Source organism: Nonlabens sp. YIK11 (assembly GCF_001413925.1).
GTDB lineage: Bacteria > Bacteroidota > Bacteroidia > Flavobacteriales > Flavobacteriaceae > Nonlabens.
In genome coordinates, this window is sequence record NZ_LBMJ01000001.1 from 2,020,853 (window position 1) to 2,039,576 (window position 18,724).

Consider the following 18,724-nt stretch of genomic DNA (forward strand, 5'->3'; position numbering starts at 1 on the left):
TCCGCTGTATAAATTCGCAGCCAAATTCAACTATCTATAATTAGTCTAAATAAAAATAAATGAAAATTCGTTCTAATTTCTCGTTATTATTAATACTGTTCACTTTCATCTCTTACGCTCAAACTACCACCATTAGTGGAAAGTTAGTAGACAGTAACAATCAACCTTTATCTCTTGTTAATGTTTCGGTTTTGAATTCTACAGTTGGAAGTCAAAGTGATCGCAACGGTGACTTTAAGATTTCTGGGATAGGAGAAGGAACAATTACCTTACTATTCTCTTCGATTGGATACAAATCTCGAGAAATTCAAGTTTCTATTCAAGATAGTTCGCCCAAAGACTTAGGAACCATAGTCCTCTATGAAGGGAATGAAATTTTAGGCACAGTTACTTTAAACGGCGAACGTCGCAATAAGTTTTCCAGAAAAAAGAGTGCTTACGTGGCAAAGCTTCCTCTAAAGGATATAGAAAACACACAGGTATATAGCACAGTAACTTCTGAGTTGTTGGAGTCTCAAGTCGTGACCAACTTTGATGATGCTCTAAAAAATGCCACCGGCGTAGAGCAATTATGGACTTCCACAGGTCGTGGAGGTGATGGTGCTGGATATTATGCCTTACGAGGTTTTTCTCTGCAGCCGCAACTGGTTAATGGATTGCCAGGCTTGACAAATGGTACCATAAACCCTGCAAATATTGAACGTATTGAGGTGATTAAAGGTCCGTCAGCAACTTTATTCGGGAATGCAGTTTCTTCCTACGGCGGTTTAATTAACGTCGTAACAAAAAAACCTTATTCTGGAACCGGTGGAGAGCTTTCATTCACCTCTGGATCCTATGGTTTCAATCAAATTGTTGGTGATTTTAATACAAACCTTGACAGCAATGAGAATCTCTACTTCCGTTTGAATACTTCTTACAGTACTCAAGAATCGTTTCAAGATGCTGGATTTAGAAACTCCTTTTTTGTTGCACCTTCACTATCCTACCGTGTGAATAACAGGCTTTCGTTCTCATTCTATGGTGAGATTACCCAAGCCGAACAAACAAACCCTACATTTCTTTTTCTGAACAGAAATGCACCAACAGAATCAGCTAATCTTGAAGAGCTCAATTACAACAATAAATTTTCTTTTACCAGCAATGATTTAACTCTTACAAATCCTACTCAAAACTATCGCGTTGAAATGGATTACAAACTTTCTGACAACTGGCAGTCACAAACATTGCTTTCTAAAAGCGCCACTTCGACTCGCGGTTATTACTCCTATCTTTTTGAATTTGGCATTCTACCTGATGATACCTTTACCCGTTTCATTAGTAAACAGAACTCTCAAACTAACACTACAGACATTCAACAAAACTTCATAGGTGATTTCAACATTGCTGGGAAACGTAACCGCATGGTCATTGGACTTGATTACCTTAATGTAAACACAACTGATAATAGCACGGGTTATGTGTTTTATGGGAATGTAACACCAGAAGGTGGGTTCAATGGCGACGATCCTTTTACACCTGATGTAGTAGAAGATGACTTATTTCCATTGTCCACAGCTGGCGTTGATGCCGCTCTTGAAAATACACCTGTCGGTAATAATAATTCAGAATATAGCATCTATAGCTTATATGTTTCTGATGTGGTCAATTTCACTCCTCAGTTATCCTTAATGCTTGGCTTAAGACTAGATCATTTTGATAATAATGGTGACATACTTACTGTTGAAGATGATTTTAATCAAACCGCCTTATCACCTAAGTTGGGAGCGCTATATCAAATCATTGACAATGAACTTTCAGTCTTTGCAAATTATCAAAATGGATTTAATAATGTAGCACCTCGTTTAGTCGGTGATCCTCAAGATGGCGCTCAAAGATTACAAACCTTTGATCCAGAGCAGGCCAACCAGTTTGAGGCTGGTATTAAGTCCAGTTTATTTGACAACAGACTTGATGGGACACTTGGCTATTATAATATTAGAGTTCAAGATAGGGTGATTCAAGATCCAGCAAACCCATTCAATTTTATCGCCAATGGAGAGGTAGTAAGTCAAGGAGTAGAATTAGAAATTAATGCCAACCCTATCAATGGACTTAACATTAGAGGTGGTTATAGCTACAATGACAGTGAAACCACTAGAACTGACGATCCTCTCATTTTAAATAAAAGACCTTTGGAGGCAGGACCTAAAAACCTATACAACTTCTGGGCTAGCTATGCTTTTCAAGATAAAACATTACAAGGTTTAGGTGTTGGGTTCGGGTTCAATGGTGCGAGTGAGAGATTTGTAAAAAACTATACCACAACTGGTAATTTCACTTTGCCTTCATACACGGTTTACAATGCTTCAGCTTTTTATGAAGTCAACAAGTATCGTATCGCCTTAAAGGTCAATAACGTGACCAATTTAGAATACTACAAGGGTTGGACTACGATAAACCCACAACAACCACGTACAGTGCTGGCAAATTTCACCTATAAGTTTTAGTAAGATCTCGCTTTCGCGAAAGCGATACCGCACCAAAACGGCAGTGGAACTTAAACCTACCTTTTAAGATGACTTTCAAACAAACAATCAGATCCATACACAAAATCCTAGGTCTTGCCAGTGGCATCGTGGTATTTATAGTGGCCATCACCGGAGCCTTGTGGGCTTTTAAAGATGAAGTCAAAGCCTTGTCAGATGATTATAAATATGTAACGGTAAGGGATCAACCTGTCTTGACCCCAACGATGGTGCAAGAATTAGCTGCAGAAATGTACCCAGGAAAATCTCTACATGGGACGGTTTATAATGAACCAGGTGAATCTATAGAAGCCATTTTTTACCAAGAGTCACCTTTGTTTTATCGCAGCATTTTCCTAAATCCTTATACAGGTAAATTGCTACATACTGAAGATCATTTAACCGGATTTTTCGCTTGGCTACTGGATGGACATATGCATTTATGGTTACCTGTTAAAATAGGAGAGCAGGTTGTAGGAGTGGCTATTTTGATCTTTTTAGTAATGTTGATTTCCGGTATCGTTTTGTGGTGGCCTAAGCGGCGCAAAGGTTTGAAGCAAAGGCTTAGTTTTCAATGGAAGGATACCACAAGATGGAAGCGCAAGAACTTTGATATTCATTCTATAGGCGGCTTTTACATCTGTCTTTTTGCACTGATTTTTGCGGTTTCTGGCCTGGCGATGTCATACGATTGGTTTCAGTCAGGAATTTATAAAATATTGGGAGGTGAAAAAGAAGTGACCTTTATGATTCCAGATAACCCGTATGAGTTTTCTAATAAAGGAAATATCCAGCCTATTGACCGATTGCTCCCACAGCTTTGGGAGCAATATCCTGAGGCAGACAATTTTGAAATTCATTATCCTCATGCGCCCACAAGTAGTATCTATGTGGAGGTCTCAAATACTGATGGGGTATATTACGACTCAGATTACCTATTCTTTGATCAGACAACCCTTGCACCTATAACCTCCAAAACTATTTATAGTACGTACAAGGATCTGAAGTTGTCTGATAAAATTTTGCGAATGAATTTTGATATACATGTCGGTGCAATTGCTGGTTTACCAGGTAAAATACTGGCCTTTTTGTTGAGCATACTTATCGCAAGCCTTCCCGTCACCGGTTTTCTTATATATTGGGGAAAGTTCAAAAAGAAAGGCAAAAAGAGCTAGCAAGTGTTTTTTACAATCATTACTTGATTGGTTTAAATTTAATTGATCTATTTCTCTCAGGATTTCCATCCGGCGTACTTTTAAATACGTGTCATTTTAATAGAAAGTAGGTAAGTGATTCTTTTTTTAGAGAGAGTTTGAAGTGCAGCTTTTTGATCACAAGTTTCGCTTAATAATTTTCGTATAATAAACAGGGTAGGTTATATTTTGTCAATAAGTGCATTTATCTTTTAATTCATCGAAATTTTGAAAACTCCTGAATTTTGTAGAATACCAAAGAATCACACGAAATTAAAATCATACCGCCATGCAAAACAATATAGAGGATCGATTACAAAAAGCCCGCGATGGTTGGAACAATAGAGGTAATTCAAGACCACCCTTTGCTATTGAGCCCAAAGAAGGCCAGCGTTCCGTTTGGGATTTTCCACGTCCGCCAGCGATTGAAAAAGTGGCTAAGGAGGTTGTAGTCAAGTACCAAGGAAAAACCATTGCAGCCACTCAAAAGGCCTTAGCAGTATTAGAAACGGCCAGTCCGCCTACTTACTACATACCACAAGAGGATATCGACATGGAGCTGCTGGAGCAAATACCAAATAGAAGTTCTTTTTGTGAGTGGAAAGGAGAAGCAACGTACTGGACATTAAAAGAAAACAACATTCGTAGGATCGCTTGGTCCTATACCAACCCTTTTCCTGAATTTGAAGATCTCAAACACCACTTGGCATTCTACCCACAACATCTGGATTGTTTTGTGGATGGTGTCAAAGTAAAAGCTCAACCAGGAGAGTTTTATGCCGGTTGGATTACACCAGACTTGACTGGTCCTTTTAAAGGAGATAGCGGGACAGGCCATTGGTAATTGATGAATCAGGTTTTATAATTAATTTGTCTTCAGACTTTAGTGAAAGCTGTAAATTGTAAGAAAGATACAATAGAAGATAAATGCTAAAACAAGATATCTAGCTTATGAAAGCTAAAGATATCAATCGTATTCAAAAGCCTATCGATAATCATAGGGTTGAACGACCTAAGCAAACTGGTTTTTCAAGTCCAGCGACTCATTACAATGAGCCTAGGATAGATTTGAATAATGTATTGGTAACAAATCAAGAATCTACATTTTACATTAGGGCGATAGATGATTCTTTTGAAGGTTTTGAGGTGAAGAAGAATGATGTTCTCATTGTAGATAAATCTTTGGTTCCCCAAGCTAATCAACTTGCCATTGTAATTCAAGAGGACAGTTTCCAGATTCATAGAGTAAGCACTCAGGAGTGTACTGAGCTTAATGTTTGGGGCGTGATTACATATGTTATCAAATCTATGTTATGATTGCCTTAGTGGACTGCAATAGCTTTTATGCATCCTGTGAGCAGGTATTTAGACCCGACTTAAAAGGAAGACCGGTAATTGTTTTGAGCAATAATGATGGCTGTGTCATTGCTGCAAATAAACAAGCTAAGGCACTTGCTGATATACAATGTTTCAGCCCATCTTCAAGATCAAGAAAATATTGGATGCTAATAATGTGGCTTATTTTTCTTCGAACTACACGCTTTATAGCGACATGTCCAGGCGAGTAATGGACACCCTTAAATTATTCTCACCATTGATTGAAGAATATAGCATTGACGAAAGTTTTGTCGACCTTTCTCACTATCCACACGATAATTTTGATGACTTTGGAAGAACAATAAAATCAACAATAGAGAAAAACACAGGTATTCCTGTAGGTGTTGGGATTGCTAAAACCAAATCACTGGCTAAACTTGCGAACAAGTTTGCTAAGAAATTACCAGAGAATAAGGATGTTTATGTGGTCGATACAGAAGAGAAACGACAACATTTGCTACGTAGCCTACAGGTAAAAGATATTTGGGGTATAGGGAAAAAGCATGCTCTAAGACTCCAAGATAAAAACATCATTACGGCTTTAGATTTTGCTGAAATGCCAGTGGCCTGGGTTCGTAAGGAAATGACAGTGATTGGTGAGCGCTTGTGGAGAGAGCTCAACAATATACCGTGTCTAGAATTAGTAGAAGAACCAGACGCAAAACAAGGAATAGGAACAGCAAAATCTTTCGGTTTTATGTTGTCAGATTACAGCCTCATTGCGGAAGCCTGTAGCTATTATGTCGCAGAGGTTGCTGATCTTTTAAGACAACAAAAGAGCTCTGCGACCATGATTGAGGTTGGGCTACAAACCAATAATTTTAGCAGTTATGACAAACAATACAGGAACAAAATAAGTATTCAATTAGATAGTCCTACAAACAGTACCATCAGATTGAATAAAGAGGCCTTGAAGGGTCTAAAACAGATATTCAGGCAGGGCTACCGTTATAAAAAGGTAAGTGTAAATCTATTGAAAATCGTCCCAGATAATCAGATACAAACGAGTTTGTTTGAAGAAAAACACAAAAACGAAAGTAAAGAAATCACCCAAGTCATTGACGCCTTGAATAACAAATTTGGCAAGAACAAAGTAAAGGTGGCTACAGTAGGAAACCGGGAAAAGGAATGGGCTTTAATTAAAGAACACCGTAGCCCGAGATACACGACACAATGGAATGAGATCCTCACCATTGGTAAAGCTCGACCTCAGCAGCTCATCATTAGAGGTGTACTCTAGTACAATTATCAATTATTTTATATCATTTGATGGTTTTATTCCGCTTTCGCGAAAGCGAAATAATCCAACTTCAATTTTTTGCAAATAAAGGAATCGCGGATAGAAAGATATTTTAGGAATTACTGTTTGAACCAGTTGATCTGCTCCTGGACGCCATCTTCAAGACCTACTTGCGGATTGTAATCCAGCAGCTCTCTGGCTTTGTCGATCACCGCTTTGGTTCTAAGTTGATCACCGCTGCGAGCTGGTTTGAGGTCGATATCAATTTTGGTATCCATTAATTTCTCCACCGTCTGGACTCCTTGTGCGGTGGTGTATTCCTGATCTGTACCTAGATTAATAACTTGGCCATCGCAAACATCCTCTTTACCTATCGTACTCACGATACCGTCAATGATGTCAGTGATATGGGTAAAGCTGCGTTTGTGCTCAAGACTGCCTTTAAACAATGGGAATTTTTCCCCATGTATCGCGCAATTAATCAATTGGCTAAACATTTTGTCTGGTCGTTCTCGAGATCCATAAACGGAATATAATCGCAGTGAGCAGGCTGGATAGTTCCCTAATCGAGATTGGGACATAACGAGCTGCTCTGCAGCAAGTTTTGTGACACCATAGTTCGAAATGGGTTTAGCCATTTGTTCTTCATCACAAAAAACGTCTTTACCATAAATTGATGAGGTCCCAATATTGACAAACATCTTTAAGTGCGCTAGATGTGTAGCAGCCGTTGTCAATCTGTGTGTTGCAATGACATTGTTCGTGAGGTACTGCTCAAATGTTGAGGTACTTGCAATGCCTGGTAAAGCTGCTGCATGAAAAATATATTCCACATCTTTAGGCAAGGCTGCCTCTAGATCGTCTTCTCGCAAATCCAACTCCATTACTTTGATACCCAACTGCGAAAGAGCAGCTTCATTTTCACGCTTTAATGTGACATCGTAATAATCAGAAAAGTTGTCGATTCCAAACACCTCATGATGGTTCGCATGCAATCTTTCAGCGAGATGAGACCCAATAAAACCAGCGATGCCAGTAATTAAAATTTTCATGAAGAATGGAATTTTCTATTCCAAAGGAATAGATTTTATTTTGATTTGAAAAAGGTTTGCCCTATTACTTGGCAATTTGACCAGATTTCAAAATTACTTTAGATTTTATTATTAACCTTGTAAATCCAACCTAGATAACCCCATTGTTGAATGACAAATTCTTTAACGATTATCGTACCTGTTTATAATGAGGCAGATAATCTACAACGAGTGGAACGTGAACTGAGCGCCTATATCAGTAGTTCTAAGGTAGAATCGTCGGTCCTCTTAGTAAACGATGGATCCACAGATGAGAGCTTACGGATTATCAAGGACATTTGCGCTTCAAACCCAAAGTTTCACTACGTTAATTTTGATAAGAATTATGGCTTGAGCGCTGCCATTAAAGCTGGTTTTGATCACGCTACAACTTCACTGGTAGGATATATCGATTCAGATTTACAGACCAGTCCCATGGATTTTGATTTGTTGTTGGAACACATTGGAGAATATGATCTAGTGACTGGTGTGCGTTCACAGCGCAAGGATAGTTTTGTCAAAAACATGTCCTCTACCATAGCAAACGGTATAAGACGTAGTTTCACTCATGATGGAATGGACGATACCGGTTGTCCACTTAAGATCATCAAAGCAGATCATGCAAAACGCATCCCGATGTTCAAGGGATTGCACCGTTTTCTACCGGCAATGATTTTATTGCAAAACGGTAAGGTCAAGCAAGTTCCTGTGCAACATTTTGAACGCGTTGCGGGCACGGCAAAGTTTGGTTTGTGGAATAGATTACTTGGACCATTAATGGATTGCTTTGCCTATCTATGGATGAAGAAGAAATACATTAATTACAAAGTAGCAGATAAGGCATGAATGAATGGGTCATCTATGCCATAGGTTTTGTTGCCCAAATTCTCTTTTCCGCTCGATCCATTATGCAATGGATCGTTTCAGAAAAGAATAAGCGTGTCCTGACGCCAGTCTTATTTTGGCAGCTTAGTCTTATTGCATCCTTTGCGCTTTTTTTGTATGGCTACCTGCGCAACGACTTTGCCATCATGTTGGGTCAGATATTGACCTATTTTATCTACATACGCAACATGCAGTTGCAGGACAGCTGGCGATCATTTCCCAAAGCTTTGCGTTGGTTCCTATATCTTTTTCCTATTATTATTCTTATCATAGGATATAACAATCAGGTATATGACAGGGAATTGTTATTCCAGAATGAGAACATTCCCAGCTGGCTGCTGGCATTAGGCATCGTAGCACAGGTCGTCTTTACATTGCGCTTTATCTATCAGTGGTTTTATAGCGAGAAACGTAAGGAATCATCATTACCCATGGGATTTTGGGCGTTGAGCTTGCTAGGTTCCCTATTAATTTTGACCTATGCCATTATTAGAAAAGATCCAGTGTTATTTTTAGGTCACTTGTTGGGAATCGTATTGTATTCCCGCAACATTATTATTTTGAAAACGCAGGAATGACAAAATTCATTGAGAAACATCCATACTGGAGCATCATTATCCTTTGGGCTGCAGTCTATATCGCCCATTTGGGATGGCTGTATCCCAACATCATGGAAGCGCGCAACTTTGTTACCGCTCGTGAGATGGTTACAGACGGCAACTGGATACTCACCACCATGGACGGTTTGGCGCGCTATGAAAAACCACCGTTACCTACATGGTTGACGGCATTTTCGGGAGAACTCATAGGATGGGAAAGTTTGATGGCATTGAGACTACCGGCAGCGCTTGTGACCTTGTTATTGCTGTTTTATATGTTCTCGCTTTCGCGAAAGCTGACTCAAAACAATCATCTCGCGCTCCTTACCAGCTTGATTGCTGGCACCAGCTTCTACGTCATATTTGCAGGACGCAACGGCACCTGGGACATATTTGCCCATGCGTTTATGTTGGTCGGTATTTATTACCTATTCCAATTCTTATCGCAAGCTGAAAAACTTTACCGAAACGCGCTACTAGCTGGATTACTGATAGGATTAAGTTTTATGAGCAAAGGTCCAGTATCACATTATGCGTTGTTGCTTCCATTCCTTATCGCTTATGGGTTCACCTACAAGTACAAAGCCTTCAGTAAAAAATGGTGGCCATTACTGGCGATGATCCTAGTGATTGCCTTATTATCATCTTGGTGGGCTATCTATATCTACGTTTATGACACTGCAGAAGCCACCAGAATTGCCACCAAGGAATCCAGCCGTTGGGTAGGCTACGAGCTCAAGCCATTCTATTATTATTGGAGCTTTTTCACACAATCTGGCATATGGACCATACCAGCATTCGTCGGTTTATTGTATCCCTATTTGAAGAAGAAAGTTTCCAATAAAAAAGCCTATCTTTTTGTCCTTTTATGGACTATTATGGCTGTGGTGCTGTTGTCCTTGATCCCAACCAAAAAATCACGCTATCTGTTGCCAGTGTTGATTCCGCTGGCGATGACCACAGCTTTTTATATCGAGTATCTTATTTTAAATTTTAGACAGATCTTCAGCAAGTGGGAAAAATGGCCGGTTTATTTCAATTTTGGACTTATCGCGACTATAGGCTTGGTTTTTCCTTTGGGAGCCTTTTTATACTTTGGTGAAAAACTGGATGGTTATTATCTCTATTATATCCTGACATCAATTGCTCTGGTAGCAGTTGGAGCCTTTATCTGGTATAGTCTGATCCAGCAGAAATTAGGCAGAGTGTTTTATGGAACGATCGCATTTGTGATGGTGGTAATTACCTTTGGATTCCCGCTATCAAATGCGCTTTTGGGCAATCCTGATTACAATTCGCTTGCCAGCTTGAGTAAACGTCAACTACCTATTTATGCCTTGGAAGATCTTGCTCCAGAGTTGGTTTGGGATTATGGGACCCATACGGTCCATATCACTGACGAAGAATTATTGTTGATGGACGAATCGACCATAGGTGTATTCACAGATTATTCTGTGGAAAAGAACAAACTCGATTTTCTCAACCAAAAGTATCAAGTGGAATCCATTGAAACCTTTGATTTAAATCCAGTGGACAGCACTCGCAGCAGCTATAAGGACCGACTTAAAGCAGATTTTTATGTGCTCAAAAAAATCTCACGGGTAGTAAATTAAAATAGATCAAAATATTGAAAGAAGGATTTGATGGATTTCGCTTTCGCGAAAGCGAACTATTAAAGAGACTTTGTACTTGTCATTTTTACTTTTCGAAATAATCTAGATTAAGGTCCTTTCAATTAACATATGTTTTTATTTTGCACTTTCATTTCTTAGGCTAAGACACTAAGATCTTATTTCAAAACTTTATCAACTTGCACTTGCCTCGATTTTTACCCATCCGCGCCCTTGTTTTTTTTCTGTTTGTCTTTAAACTTAGTTATTCGCAACCACCTGTATTTACTGGTACTTTAGTCAGTGATTCAAGTGGTTTTTATGATATAGGACAGGCAAATACGAGTAAAAATGTTGCGGTATCTCCAGATGGAATTATTTATGTCGTCTATCAAGGACCTACAGGAGTTTGGGTATCCAAAAGTGAGGATCGTGGCGCATCTTTTTTGCCTGGTGTTCAGGTAAGTTCAGCGCAAAATGCAGAATCTAGTATTATGGTCAACGATGAAGGGACCGTGTTTGTCTCTTTTAGCTCGAATGGATTAATGGTTTCAAGAAGTCTCGATCAAGGAGAAACGTTTGAGCCACCTAGGTTTATTTTTTCTTCTAATTCTCGCGCTGTTCATATGGCGCACTATAACGACAATGTATACCTGACTCAGACCTCTGGTATTGATTTGATTTATAATAATAATTCTGGAAATGGTGCCTATTCATCCACGCCTACCGGCGGTGCATTTGTTTATGCAGATATCTTGACCGATGTTAACGGGACCATTTTTCTTCCCACAGACGACCCCAACCTGTATCTTTTTAAAAGTGAAGATGCTGGCCAGACGGTCAATCAAATAACGCTCGCTCCAGCAGGATCTGTTTTCTATTCAAGTTATGCTCTAAGTGATGGACCTTGCGGGACTTATATATTTACAGGCGGTAGTGGTACAGAAGGTTATCGACTTGACCTAGAAACTGGCATGACTAGAACCATCCAATTGTCAGATAACTCCAATAACGTTCAAGGTAGAACCTTGTTTGCCGATAATACAGGAACATTGATTGACGGTTACAAATCCTCAAGCGGTCAACTGGAAATGAAAATAAGCGCTGATCAAGGTGCAACCTTTGGTGAAGCAGTGGTCATAGCGGTAGGAGAGAGCCACAATATCGCACGCAATCCATTCACGGACGATATCGTCGCAGTATACTCCAGCAACGGGCAAATCTACCTATCGGTATTTCCAGATTTATTGAAGAACATACGATTGAACGAATTTGATACGCTACCTGACTTTTGCGACAGTAATTCTTTTGAGGTCGAGTTTGAGTTGTCTGGAGGATTTACGGGTCAGACGCTATTTGAAGTGCTTCTAAGCGATGCCCAAGGTAACTTTAACAATGCGACCGTTATAGGTACGAGTGAGACGTCAACCAGTGGAACCATAACGTGCACCATTCCAGATGGAGTAGAATTAAGCTCTGACTACCGTATACTTATTAAAGCAGATGAGATTTGCCTGCAGAGCAACACTATAGATCTCTTCATTGACAACAATTTACAAATTACAGGTGATACGACCATATGCGAATTTGAAACCAGCCAGTTGTCTGGATCAGGAACTCCATCTGCTACAAACCCTTGGGTATCTTCTGACGAGAATGTGGCGACGATAGACAATAATGGGTTTGTTACAGCTGTCTCAGCTGGTACAACGATGATAACCTATACAGAGCAAGGTGGTTGCAACGACAGCGTTACGACAACGTTTACCGTTCTTACCCAACCGGTAATTATGGGGCCGCAAACAGTTTGTCTTGACTCACAAATTACATACACTGCAAATGGAACTCCAGCAGCTACAGACGCATGGACATCTTCTGATATAGCAGTGGCAACTATAGATCAAAATGGTCAATTATCGACTCTTTCTAGCGGCTCAACCACCATTACATATACCACTCTAGCTGGCTGTTTTGATACGATGATGATTGAGGTTAGTACCGATGCCACCTTAAGTGGAGATACATTATTATGTTTAGGTGAATCAAGCCAATTGACGACCGTTTCTCCTTCATCAATTACTGATCTATGGCAATCTTCAAATCCATCTGTTTTGACTGTTGATAATACAGGATTGGTTACCTCTTTAGCTCCAGGTACTGCTACCGTCACTTTTACCAATGTGAATGGATGCGCAGACGATATTGATATTACAGTGACAGATCCCATAGAAATTACACCTATAAATCCTGTTTGTGAGAATGAACAGTTGCAATTGAGTTTTACTGGCGGTAGTTCAGCTTTGAGTTGGACTTCTTCAAATCCTGATGTTGCTACTGTAGATGAGAATGGACTGGTATCTGCTATTTTAGCTGGGATAACGACCATGACAGCGATTGATGATAATGGATGCAGTGGCGAGATTCAAGTAACAGTGGAATCTTTACCAGAATTCATTTTACCAGAAACCGTCATTGTATGTACTGATGATGAAGGAAACGTCATCCTTGAAACTCCATTTTTAGAATCTGGACTGGATTCTTCCAGCCATACTTTTGAATGGTATTTGAACGATGAGTTATTACCTGATGAAACAAACAGTGGCTTGGAGGTTACATTCTCTGGTGAGTATAAACTAATTGCTACGAACAACTTTACAGGATGTAGTTTTGAAGACGAGACCATCGCTTTGCGCAAGGAACCACCATCCTTATCTGTAGAAATTACTTCTATCGATTTTGCTGAGGACCAAACCATCATCGCCACGGCAACTGGTGATGGTGATTTTGAGTACAGTATAGGCGATGGACTGTGGCAAGAGAACGGTGTTTTTGACAATCTAGACGATGGCAGATATGAGGTGATAGTTAGAGATAAAAATGGCTGTGGTGAAGATGTTCAAGTGGTGTTTATACTTAGCTACCCCAAATTTTTTACACCCAATCGTGATGGCTTCAATGATCTATGGAGCATCGCAGGGTTACAAGAAAGTCAAAATCCATCCATCAACATTTTTGACAGGTATGGGAAGTTACTCAAGCAGCTTAATTTTTCAGACCCATCTTGGGATGGCACCTTTCAAGGTGAGTTGATGCCTTCATCTGACTATTGGTTCAGGATCAACTACATACCTAGAAATGATGATGTGCCAAGAGACTTTTCGGCACATTTTACGCTTAAAAGATAAGCAACTATTGATCTTATGATATTATCGCTTTCGCGAAAGCGAAACATTTAAAATCAAATAAACATCTAGAATTTTTTCTAAAGAAGTAATTGCGGACACTTCTCTAATTATGAAACGTCTCCAGATACAGTTCCTCGACTTTCTCACGTGCCCATGGTGTGCGACGTAAAAATTTGAGACTGGACTTGATGGAAGGATTGGTGTTAAACGCGTTGATTCTGACCTTGCCGCCCAATTCATGCCAGCCGTAATGTTCCACCAGTTTTTCAACGATATCAGCGAGTTTGACGCCGTGTAAGGGATTATTGGGTTGTGATTCCATCAATCAATATCAAAGTCCATGGATTCCTTGACGGCATTGGTATTCCCGTTTTCATCAATCTTTACGATAAAAAAATGATCAAAATCGGCATCATCCAGTTCTGGGTAATTGGTATCTTTTTGAAGATCGTTGGCATATTTATTTATGGTATTGCTATGCCCATAGAGCACCACCGTTTTACCACGATATTGCTCCAGCAGTGATTTACCAGTCACCGTGCTAACATCATAAGTTTCTACATCTAGTTTCTTGGCTTTGGCGAGTGGTGCTGCCGTGGCGCGAGTACGTTTAGTGTCTGACGATATCACGTGATCCACATCCTTGAGAAAGAAATAGTTGACCCATTCTGTAGCACGCTGCTCTCCGTAGACGGTCAGGTCTGGATCTGCACCTTGCTGTTTTTCGGCATGGCGTATAAAGTAAAACGTGGTCAGGCCATCATCTTCTTTTTCTGAGTCTTGCGAGTTGGAATTGTTACAGGACACCAGTGCCAGTGCGAGTATCAGGACGATATTTTTCATGGGTAGATCTTTGTGGTGGTAAAAATAGGCAAACTTGCGCGGCATTGTGTTAATAGTACGTTTATCCACAATTTTGTGGAGATTTATGTTGATTAGTTTCGCTTTCGCGAAAGCGAACTCCCAACAACCTTTCCTATATTTCAAGCTAGTACACATGGAGAGCAAATGAGCGAGGAAACTAAATATACCGAGGATAATATACGGTCGCTGGACTGGAAGGAGCATATAAGAATGCGTCCTGGAATGTACATTGGGAAACTGGGCGACGGCTCCAGTGCCGATGACGGAATCTATATTCTACTTAAAGAGGTTATTGATAACTCCATCGATGAATTTGTGATGGGAACCGGTAAAACCATTGAGGTTTCCATACAGGGCGAGCGTGTCATCGTGCGTGATTATGGTCGTGGAATACCGCTGGGTAAGGTGGTCGATGTGGTGTCAAAAATGAATACCGGTGGTAAGTATGACAGTCGTGCGTTCAAGAAATCAGTTGGATTAAACGGAGTAGGAACCAAGGCAGTAAATGCACTGTCCAATTTTTTTAGGGTAGAATCCACACGTGACGGTAAGAGTGCAAGTGCAGAATTCTCTCGTGGCGAACTTACCGACCAAGAAATGCTGGAAGAAACCAGCCGTCGCAAGGGAACTAAAATTACATTCATTCCTGACGAGGAGATTTTCAAAAACTTCAAGTACCGTCCAGAGTATGTGTCACGCATGCTCAAGTACTACGTATATCTCAATCCTGGATTGACCATCGTCTTCAATGGTGAGAAGTTTTTCTCAGAACATGGTTTGAAAGACCTGTTGAGCGAGACCATCAATAAATCAGATCGACTTTATCCTATCATCCATTTGCGTGGCGAGGATATCGAGATCGCGATGACGCACAGTAAAACACAGTACTCTGAAGAGTATCATTCCTTTGTCAATGGACAGAACACCACGCAAGGTGGTACGCATCAAGCTGCTTTTAGAGAAGCTGTTGTAAAAACCATTCGCGAGTTTTATAACAAAAATTACGATGCCAGTGATATACGCAAGTCCATTGTAAGCGCTATTGCCATAAAGGTAATGGAGCCTGTTTTTGAATCGCAGACTAAAACAAAACTAGGTTCTACAGACATGGGCGGTGATTTGCCTACCGTGCGCACGTTTATCAATGACTTTGTTAAAACGCAGCTAGATAACTATCTACATAAAAACCCAGAAACGGCAGATGCACTGCAGCGCAAGATCATACAGGCAGAACGCGAACGTAAAGAATTGAGTGGTATTAGGAAGCTGGCTAAGGATCGAGCAAAAAAAGCCAGCCTGCACAATAAAAAACTACGAGATTGCCGGGTGCATTTGACAGATAATAAAAAAGATAGCTACCTAGACAGCACACTATTTATTACCGAAGGTGATAGTGCGAGCGGATCCATAACTAAATCCCGCAACGTGAATACCCAAGCGGTGTTTTCACTGCGTGGTAAACCATTGAATTCTTACAACATGAGCAAGAAGATTGTTTATGAAAATGAAGAATTCAACTTGCTTCAAGCGGCCTTGAATATTGAGGACAGCATGGAAGACCTGCGCTATAACAAGATCGTCATCGCCACAGATGCCGATGTGGATGGAATGCACATACGCTTGTTATTGATCACGTTTTTCCTTCAATTTTTCCCAGAACTGATCAAAAAAGGTCATTTATACATATTGCAAACGCCATTGTTCAGGGTACGTAACAAAAAGGAAACCCGATACTGTTACACACCAGAAGAACGCTCAGAGGCACTAGCGGAACTGGGTAAAAATCCAGAAATCACCCGATTTAAAGGTTTGGGTGAAATAAGCCCGGATGAGTTCCAACATTTTATAGGTGATGACATACGACTAGATCCTATTATGCTAGATGACAACATGAGTATTGAAGAATTGCTGAGTTTCTACATGGGTAAAAACACACCAGATCGTCAGGAGTTTATCATTGATAACTTAAAGGTAGAATTGGATGTGGTGGAGGAAGGTTTGCCTTTATGATTCGATTAATGGCCTGAATAATTAACAATAGTAGCTAACGAATAAGTATAATTTGAAGAATAAAGGATTCATTATAATTTTAATAGTTGCGATAATTCTTATAATCACAGGTGCATTATTCAAGATCATGCATTGGGGTTTTGGAGAAGGTACTTTGATCAATGGGAATACAATATTAGCGACTGGTTTGGTATTAAAAGTTGTTGCGCTTTTTGCTTTTATGGGTAATATTTTAACTACAAATAATTCCAATGAGTAATAATTATAGAATAGAAGATGGGAAACTCCTTATCATTGACAGCTACAAAAAGTATGTATTGTACTTAAATGTGGGAATGGTATTGATCTTTCTAAGCTCAATGGATACGGTTTTTGGAAATGCTGCTAGCAATGACGATTTAATTTACGGCATTTCAATGATTACTGCTATTGTTAGTTTTGTACTGTTAATTTTAATCAATTATAACAAAACGATAATTACTGAAATTTTTTTGACTGACATTGAGCCGATTTCTAGGAAAAAAAGAATTCATAATCGGAAACATTTTTTGAAACTTAAAAATGGTAAAGAAAGATTTGTACCTGAATTAAAATAGTTTAAAATAGATTCGAAACTTTTAGGTTTAATAATTGAAACTGAATAATTGATCAATAAGGAAATAGATAACATTGTACTTCAATTCCGTCAAGCGAATCATGATGAGTATTTAAATTAGAGCCGCACAAGTAATGAAAATAAGCACAGAAAATCTGCTTATATTCATATTTGAAATAATCAATCTCCATAAGCGAGTTGATGATTACAAGGAGATTTTAAATGTCTAGATAACAGTATTAATAATTTAGATAATACAGACATAAATTATATTTTTGACCAACTTCAGAATTAAATCAATACATCTAAAAATCAAGAAATAAATATGAAAGTAAAACTAACTTTGATTATCAAATTGTTGTTATTGATTTTATTTGTCTCCTGTTCGAGTGAGGATAATAACACAAATTCAACGAATGATCTAAATAGTGGAGAATATGTGGTGCTTTTACCTCTTTCCATACCAATCAACTCTATTGAGTTTAATGATGAGGTTTACGTTTTTCATAACGATGGATTAAATTCTGACCGTCGAGATTTTAATGATAATAATATAAGTAAGATTGATGCCAACGGGCAACTGTTGTGGACAAAAGAATTGTCTATCGACGATGCTCCCGAAACAAGTTTTGTAACCATCTCGAATAGTCAGATAAATTTCTTTTATATATCCATTGACTCAGAGTTAAGATGTTTACAGTTTGATGAAAATGGTAACCAAATAGCTGAGAAACTCATCGCAAGCAATACTTTTGGGGAATTTTATGAAGGTGAATCAAGTTTTTACAGATCACGACCAACTCAAGACGGTTTATCCATCGAAGAATATACTCTTTCCGGAGACTTAGTCGGAGTTAACAATTTGGATGTCCCATTTCAATTTCCCAATTCAAAATTCTTTATCGAAAATGATAAGATTTACGTTTTCGGACTATCGGAATTTAACTCTAACACAGGTCGCGCGGATGATCCTTTTTGTAAAATTTTTGAAAATGGTGTTTTACAACAAGAAATAATTACTAGAAGCAATGAACGGGTAAGTATTCGTGAGAGTTTAGTGCTAGATAATGGGAATCTATTATTTGTTTATTCTGGGGTGATTGACAATAGATTTCAATACAGATTTCAAATCATTGACCCAATGAGCGGAAACGAAATTGCAAATCAGCTTTTTGCTGCTTCTTCAAATGTTATAAGTACTCATCTTAATTCCAATGGAAATATAGTTTTCGCAACTGGTAATCCAAGAACTGATAGCTTTTCAAAATGGTCGCAAGTCACGATTCTCGACCCTGAGTTAAATTTGATATCTCAAAGAATTCTTGGAAGCTTTGACGAAGGTGAGATTTTTTTTGACATTAAAGAAGAAAGTAGTTACTATATCTCAGGGACTACATTTGGTAGAGATGGAGATTTTGAACTTCCAGAAAATACTACTGGGGTAGATATGTTTTTTTACAAATTGAATAAATAAGTAGTTACAATTATTCAAAATCTAAATCATTTTGACCACACAATAATTAATGAACAAAAGTCCACGCCATAGAGGATTGAAAATCGGTAAGCAACGAAACTAGTGCGAAATGAGA

16 protein-coding genes and 1 pseudogene are annotated in these 18,724 nt (G+C 39.1%); 14 read left to right on the plus strand and 3 right to left on the minus strand.

Annotation, left to right across the window (positions count from 1 at the left end; all coding sequences use genetic code 11):
- Positions 1-59 precede the first annotated feature (59 nt).
- The 6 genes and pseudogenes from AAU57_RS09085 (at position 60) to AAU57_RS15360 (ending at position 6,317) form a co-directional block, all read left to right on the plus strand.
- Positions 60-2,489, plus strand: coding sequence for a TonB-dependent receptor (locus tag AAU57_RS09085; protein WP_055412609.1), 2,430 nt, complete (start codon positions 60-62; stop codon positions 2,487-2,489).
- Between the two features lie 68 nt (positions 2,490-2,557).
- On the plus strand, positions 2,558-3,682 hold the full coding sequence (locus AAU57_RS09090) for a PepSY-associated TM helix domain-containing protein (RefSeq protein ID WP_055412610.1): 1,125 nt from the start codon (positions 2,558-2,560) through the stop codon (positions 3,680-3,682).
- A 307-nt stretch (positions 3,683-3,989) separates the two neighbouring features.
- On the plus strand, positions 3,990-4,544 hold the full coding sequence (locus AAU57_RS09095) for a DUF427 domain-containing protein (RefSeq protein ID WP_082438599.1): 555 nt from the start codon (positions 3,990-3,992) through the stop codon (positions 4,542-4,544).
- 107 nt (positions 4,545-4,651) lie between these two features.
- Complete coding sequence (locus AAU57_RS09100) at positions 4,652-5,017, plus strand: S24 family peptidase (protein WP_055412611.1); 366 nt, start codon at positions 4,652-4,654, stop codon at positions 5,015-5,017.
- Positions 5,014-5,402 (plus strand): annotated as a pseudogene (locus AAU57_RS15255) (Y-family DNA polymerase); the annotation flags it as partial. The gene AAU57_RS09100 and the pseudogene AAU57_RS15255, both read left to right, overlap by 4 nt.
- Positions 5,403-5,774: 372 nt before the next feature.
- Positions 5,775-6,317 (plus strand): DUF4113 domain-containing protein, encoded by a 543-nt coding sequence (locus tag AAU57_RS15360; protein ID WP_231717844.1) that lies wholly within the window; start codon positions 5,775-5,777, stop codon positions 6,315-6,317.
- 119 nt (positions 6,318-6,436) lie between these two features.
- Here AAU57_RS15360 and AAU57_RS09110 read toward each other — a convergent pair whose 3' ends face one another.
- Complete coding sequence (locus tag AAU57_RS09110) at positions 6,437-7,369, minus strand: NAD-dependent epimerase/dehydratase family protein (RefSeq protein WP_055412612.1); 933 nt, start codon at positions 7,367-7,369, stop codon at positions 6,437-6,439.
- A 150-nt stretch (positions 7,370-7,519) separates the two neighbouring features.
- Here AAU57_RS09110 and AAU57_RS09115 point away from each other — a divergent pair, with 150 nt between their 5' ends.
- From AAU57_RS09115 to AAU57_RS09130, 4 genes are all read left to right on the plus strand, one after another.
- Complete coding sequence (locus AAU57_RS09115) at positions 7,520-8,233, plus strand: glycosyltransferase family 2 protein (RefSeq protein ID WP_055412613.1); 714 nt, start codon at positions 7,520-7,522, stop codon at positions 8,231-8,233.
- Positions 8,230-8,850 carry a lipid-A-disaccharide synthase N-terminal domain-containing protein gene (locus tag AAU57_RS09120; protein WP_055412614.1) on the plus strand — a complete coding sequence of 207 codons (621 nt, stop codon included), beginning with the start codon at positions 8,230-8,232 and terminating at the stop codon, positions 8,848-8,850. Before AAU57_RS09115 ends, AAU57_RS09120 begins: the two co-directional genes overlap by 4 nt.
- Complete coding sequence (locus AAU57_RS09125) at positions 8,847-10,484, plus strand: ArnT family glycosyltransferase (protein WP_055412615.1); 1,638 nt, start codon at positions 8,847-8,849, stop codon at positions 10,482-10,484. The genes AAU57_RS09120 and AAU57_RS09125 overlap by 4 nt, the downstream gene beginning before the upstream one ends.
- Before the next feature lie 203 nt (positions 10,485-10,687).
- On the plus strand, positions 10,688-13,666 hold the full coding sequence (locus tag AAU57_RS09130; RefSeq protein ID WP_156340088.1) for a T9SS type B sorting domain-containing protein: 2,979 nt from the start codon (positions 10,688-10,690) through the stop codon (positions 13,664-13,666).
- A 103-nt stretch (positions 13,667-13,769) separates the two neighbouring features.
- Here AAU57_RS09130 and AAU57_RS09135 read toward each other — a convergent pair whose 3' ends face one another.
- Together AAU57_RS09135 and AAU57_RS09140 are read right to left on the minus strand one after the other, a co-directional pair.
- Positions 13,770-13,988: a VF530 family DNA-binding protein gene (locus tag AAU57_RS09135; RefSeq protein ID WP_055412617.1), complete on the minus strand. Its 219-nt coding sequence runs from the start codon at positions 13,986-13,988 to the stop codon at positions 13,770-13,772.
- Positions 13,988-14,509: a SixA phosphatase family protein gene (locus AAU57_RS09140; protein WP_055413725.1), complete on the minus strand. Its 522-nt coding sequence runs from the start codon at positions 14,507-14,509 to the stop codon at positions 13,988-13,990. Before AAU57_RS09140 ends, AAU57_RS09135 begins: the two co-directional genes overlap by 1 nt.
- Positions 14,510-14,674: 165 nt before the next feature.
- On the opposite strand from AAU57_RS09140, the gene AAU57_RS09145 reads away from it, so the two are divergent.
- From AAU57_RS09145 to AAU57_RS09160, 4 genes are all read left to right on the plus strand, one after another.
- Positions 14,675-16,540, plus strand: coding sequence for a DNA topoisomerase IV subunit B (locus AAU57_RS09145; protein WP_055412618.1), 1,866 nt, complete (start codon positions 14,675-14,677; stop codon positions 16,538-16,540).
- Between the two features lie 52 nt (positions 16,541-16,592).
- Positions 16,593-16,799 (plus strand): GldL-related protein, encoded by a 207-nt coding sequence (locus AAU57_RS09150; protein ID WP_055412619.1) that lies wholly within the window; start codon positions 16,593-16,595, stop codon positions 16,797-16,799.
- Complete coding sequence (locus AAU57_RS09155; RefSeq protein WP_055412620.1) at positions 16,792-17,136, plus strand: hypothetical protein; 345 nt, start codon at positions 16,792-16,794, stop codon at positions 17,134-17,136. The genes AAU57_RS09150 and AAU57_RS09155 overlap by 8 nt, the downstream gene beginning before the upstream one ends.
- A gap of 324 nt (positions 17,137-17,460) precedes the next feature.
- Positions 17,461-18,609 carry a hypothetical protein gene (locus AAU57_RS09160; protein WP_055412621.1) on the plus strand — a complete coding sequence of 383 codons (1,149 nt, stop codon included), beginning with the start codon at positions 17,461-17,463 and terminating at the stop codon, positions 18,607-18,609.
- Positions 18,610-18,724 lie beyond the last annotated feature (115 nt).

Excerpts from the sequence above, each read along its gene's own strand:
- AAU57_RS09085 (WP_055412609.1), top strand. The coding sequence starts at position 60 with ATGAAAATTCGTTCTAATTTCTCGTTATTATTAATACTGTTCACTTTC.
- AAU57_RS09090 (WP_055412610.1), top strand. The coding sequence starts at position 2,558 with ATGACTTTCAAACAAACAATCAGATCCATACACAAAATCCTAGGTCTT.
- AAU57_RS09095 (WP_082438599.1), top strand. The coding sequence starts at position 3,990 with ATGCAAAACAATATAGAGGATCGATTACAAAAAGCCCGCGATGGTTGG.
- AAU57_RS09100 (WP_055412611.1), top strand. The coding sequence starts at position 4,652 with ATGAAAGCTAAAGATATCAATCGTATTCAAAAGCCTATCGATAATCAT.
- AAU57_RS15360 (WP_231717844.1), top strand. The coding sequence starts at position 5,775 with ATGTTGTCAGATTACAGCCTCATTGCGGAAGCCTGTAGCTATTATGTC.
- AAU57_RS09110 (WP_055412612.1), bottom strand. The coding sequence starts at position 7,369 with ATGAAAATTTTAATTACTGGCATCGCTGGTTTTATTGGGTCTCATCTC.
- AAU57_RS09115 (WP_055412613.1), top strand. The coding sequence starts at position 7,520 with ATGACAAATTCTTTAACGATTATCGTACCTGTTTATAATGAGGCAGAT.
- AAU57_RS09120 (WP_055412614.1), top strand. The coding sequence starts at position 8,230 with ATGAATGAATGGGTCATCTATGCCATAGGTTTTGTTGCCCAAATTCTC.
- AAU57_RS09125 (WP_055412615.1), top strand. The coding sequence starts at position 8,847 with ATGACAAAATTCATTGAGAAACATCCATACTGGAGCATCATTATCCTT.
- AAU57_RS09135 (WP_055412617.1), bottom strand. The coding sequence starts at position 13,988 with ATGGAATCACAACCCAATAATCCCTTACACGGCGTCAAACTCGCTGAT.
- AAU57_RS09140 (WP_055413725.1), bottom strand. The coding sequence starts at position 14,509 with ATGAAAAATATCGTCCTGATACTCGCACTGGCACTGGTGTCCTGTAAC.
- AAU57_RS09145 (WP_055412618.1), top strand. The coding sequence starts at position 14,675 with ATGAGCGAGGAAACTAAATATACCGAGGATAATATACGGTCGCTGGAC.
- AAU57_RS09155 (WP_055412620.1), top strand. The coding sequence starts at position 16,792 with ATGAGTAATAATTATAGAATAGAAGATGGGAAACTCCTTATCATTGAC.
- AAU57_RS09160 (WP_055412621.1), top strand. The coding sequence starts at position 17,461 with ATGAAAGTAAAACTAACTTTGATTATCAAATTGTTGTTATTGATTTTA.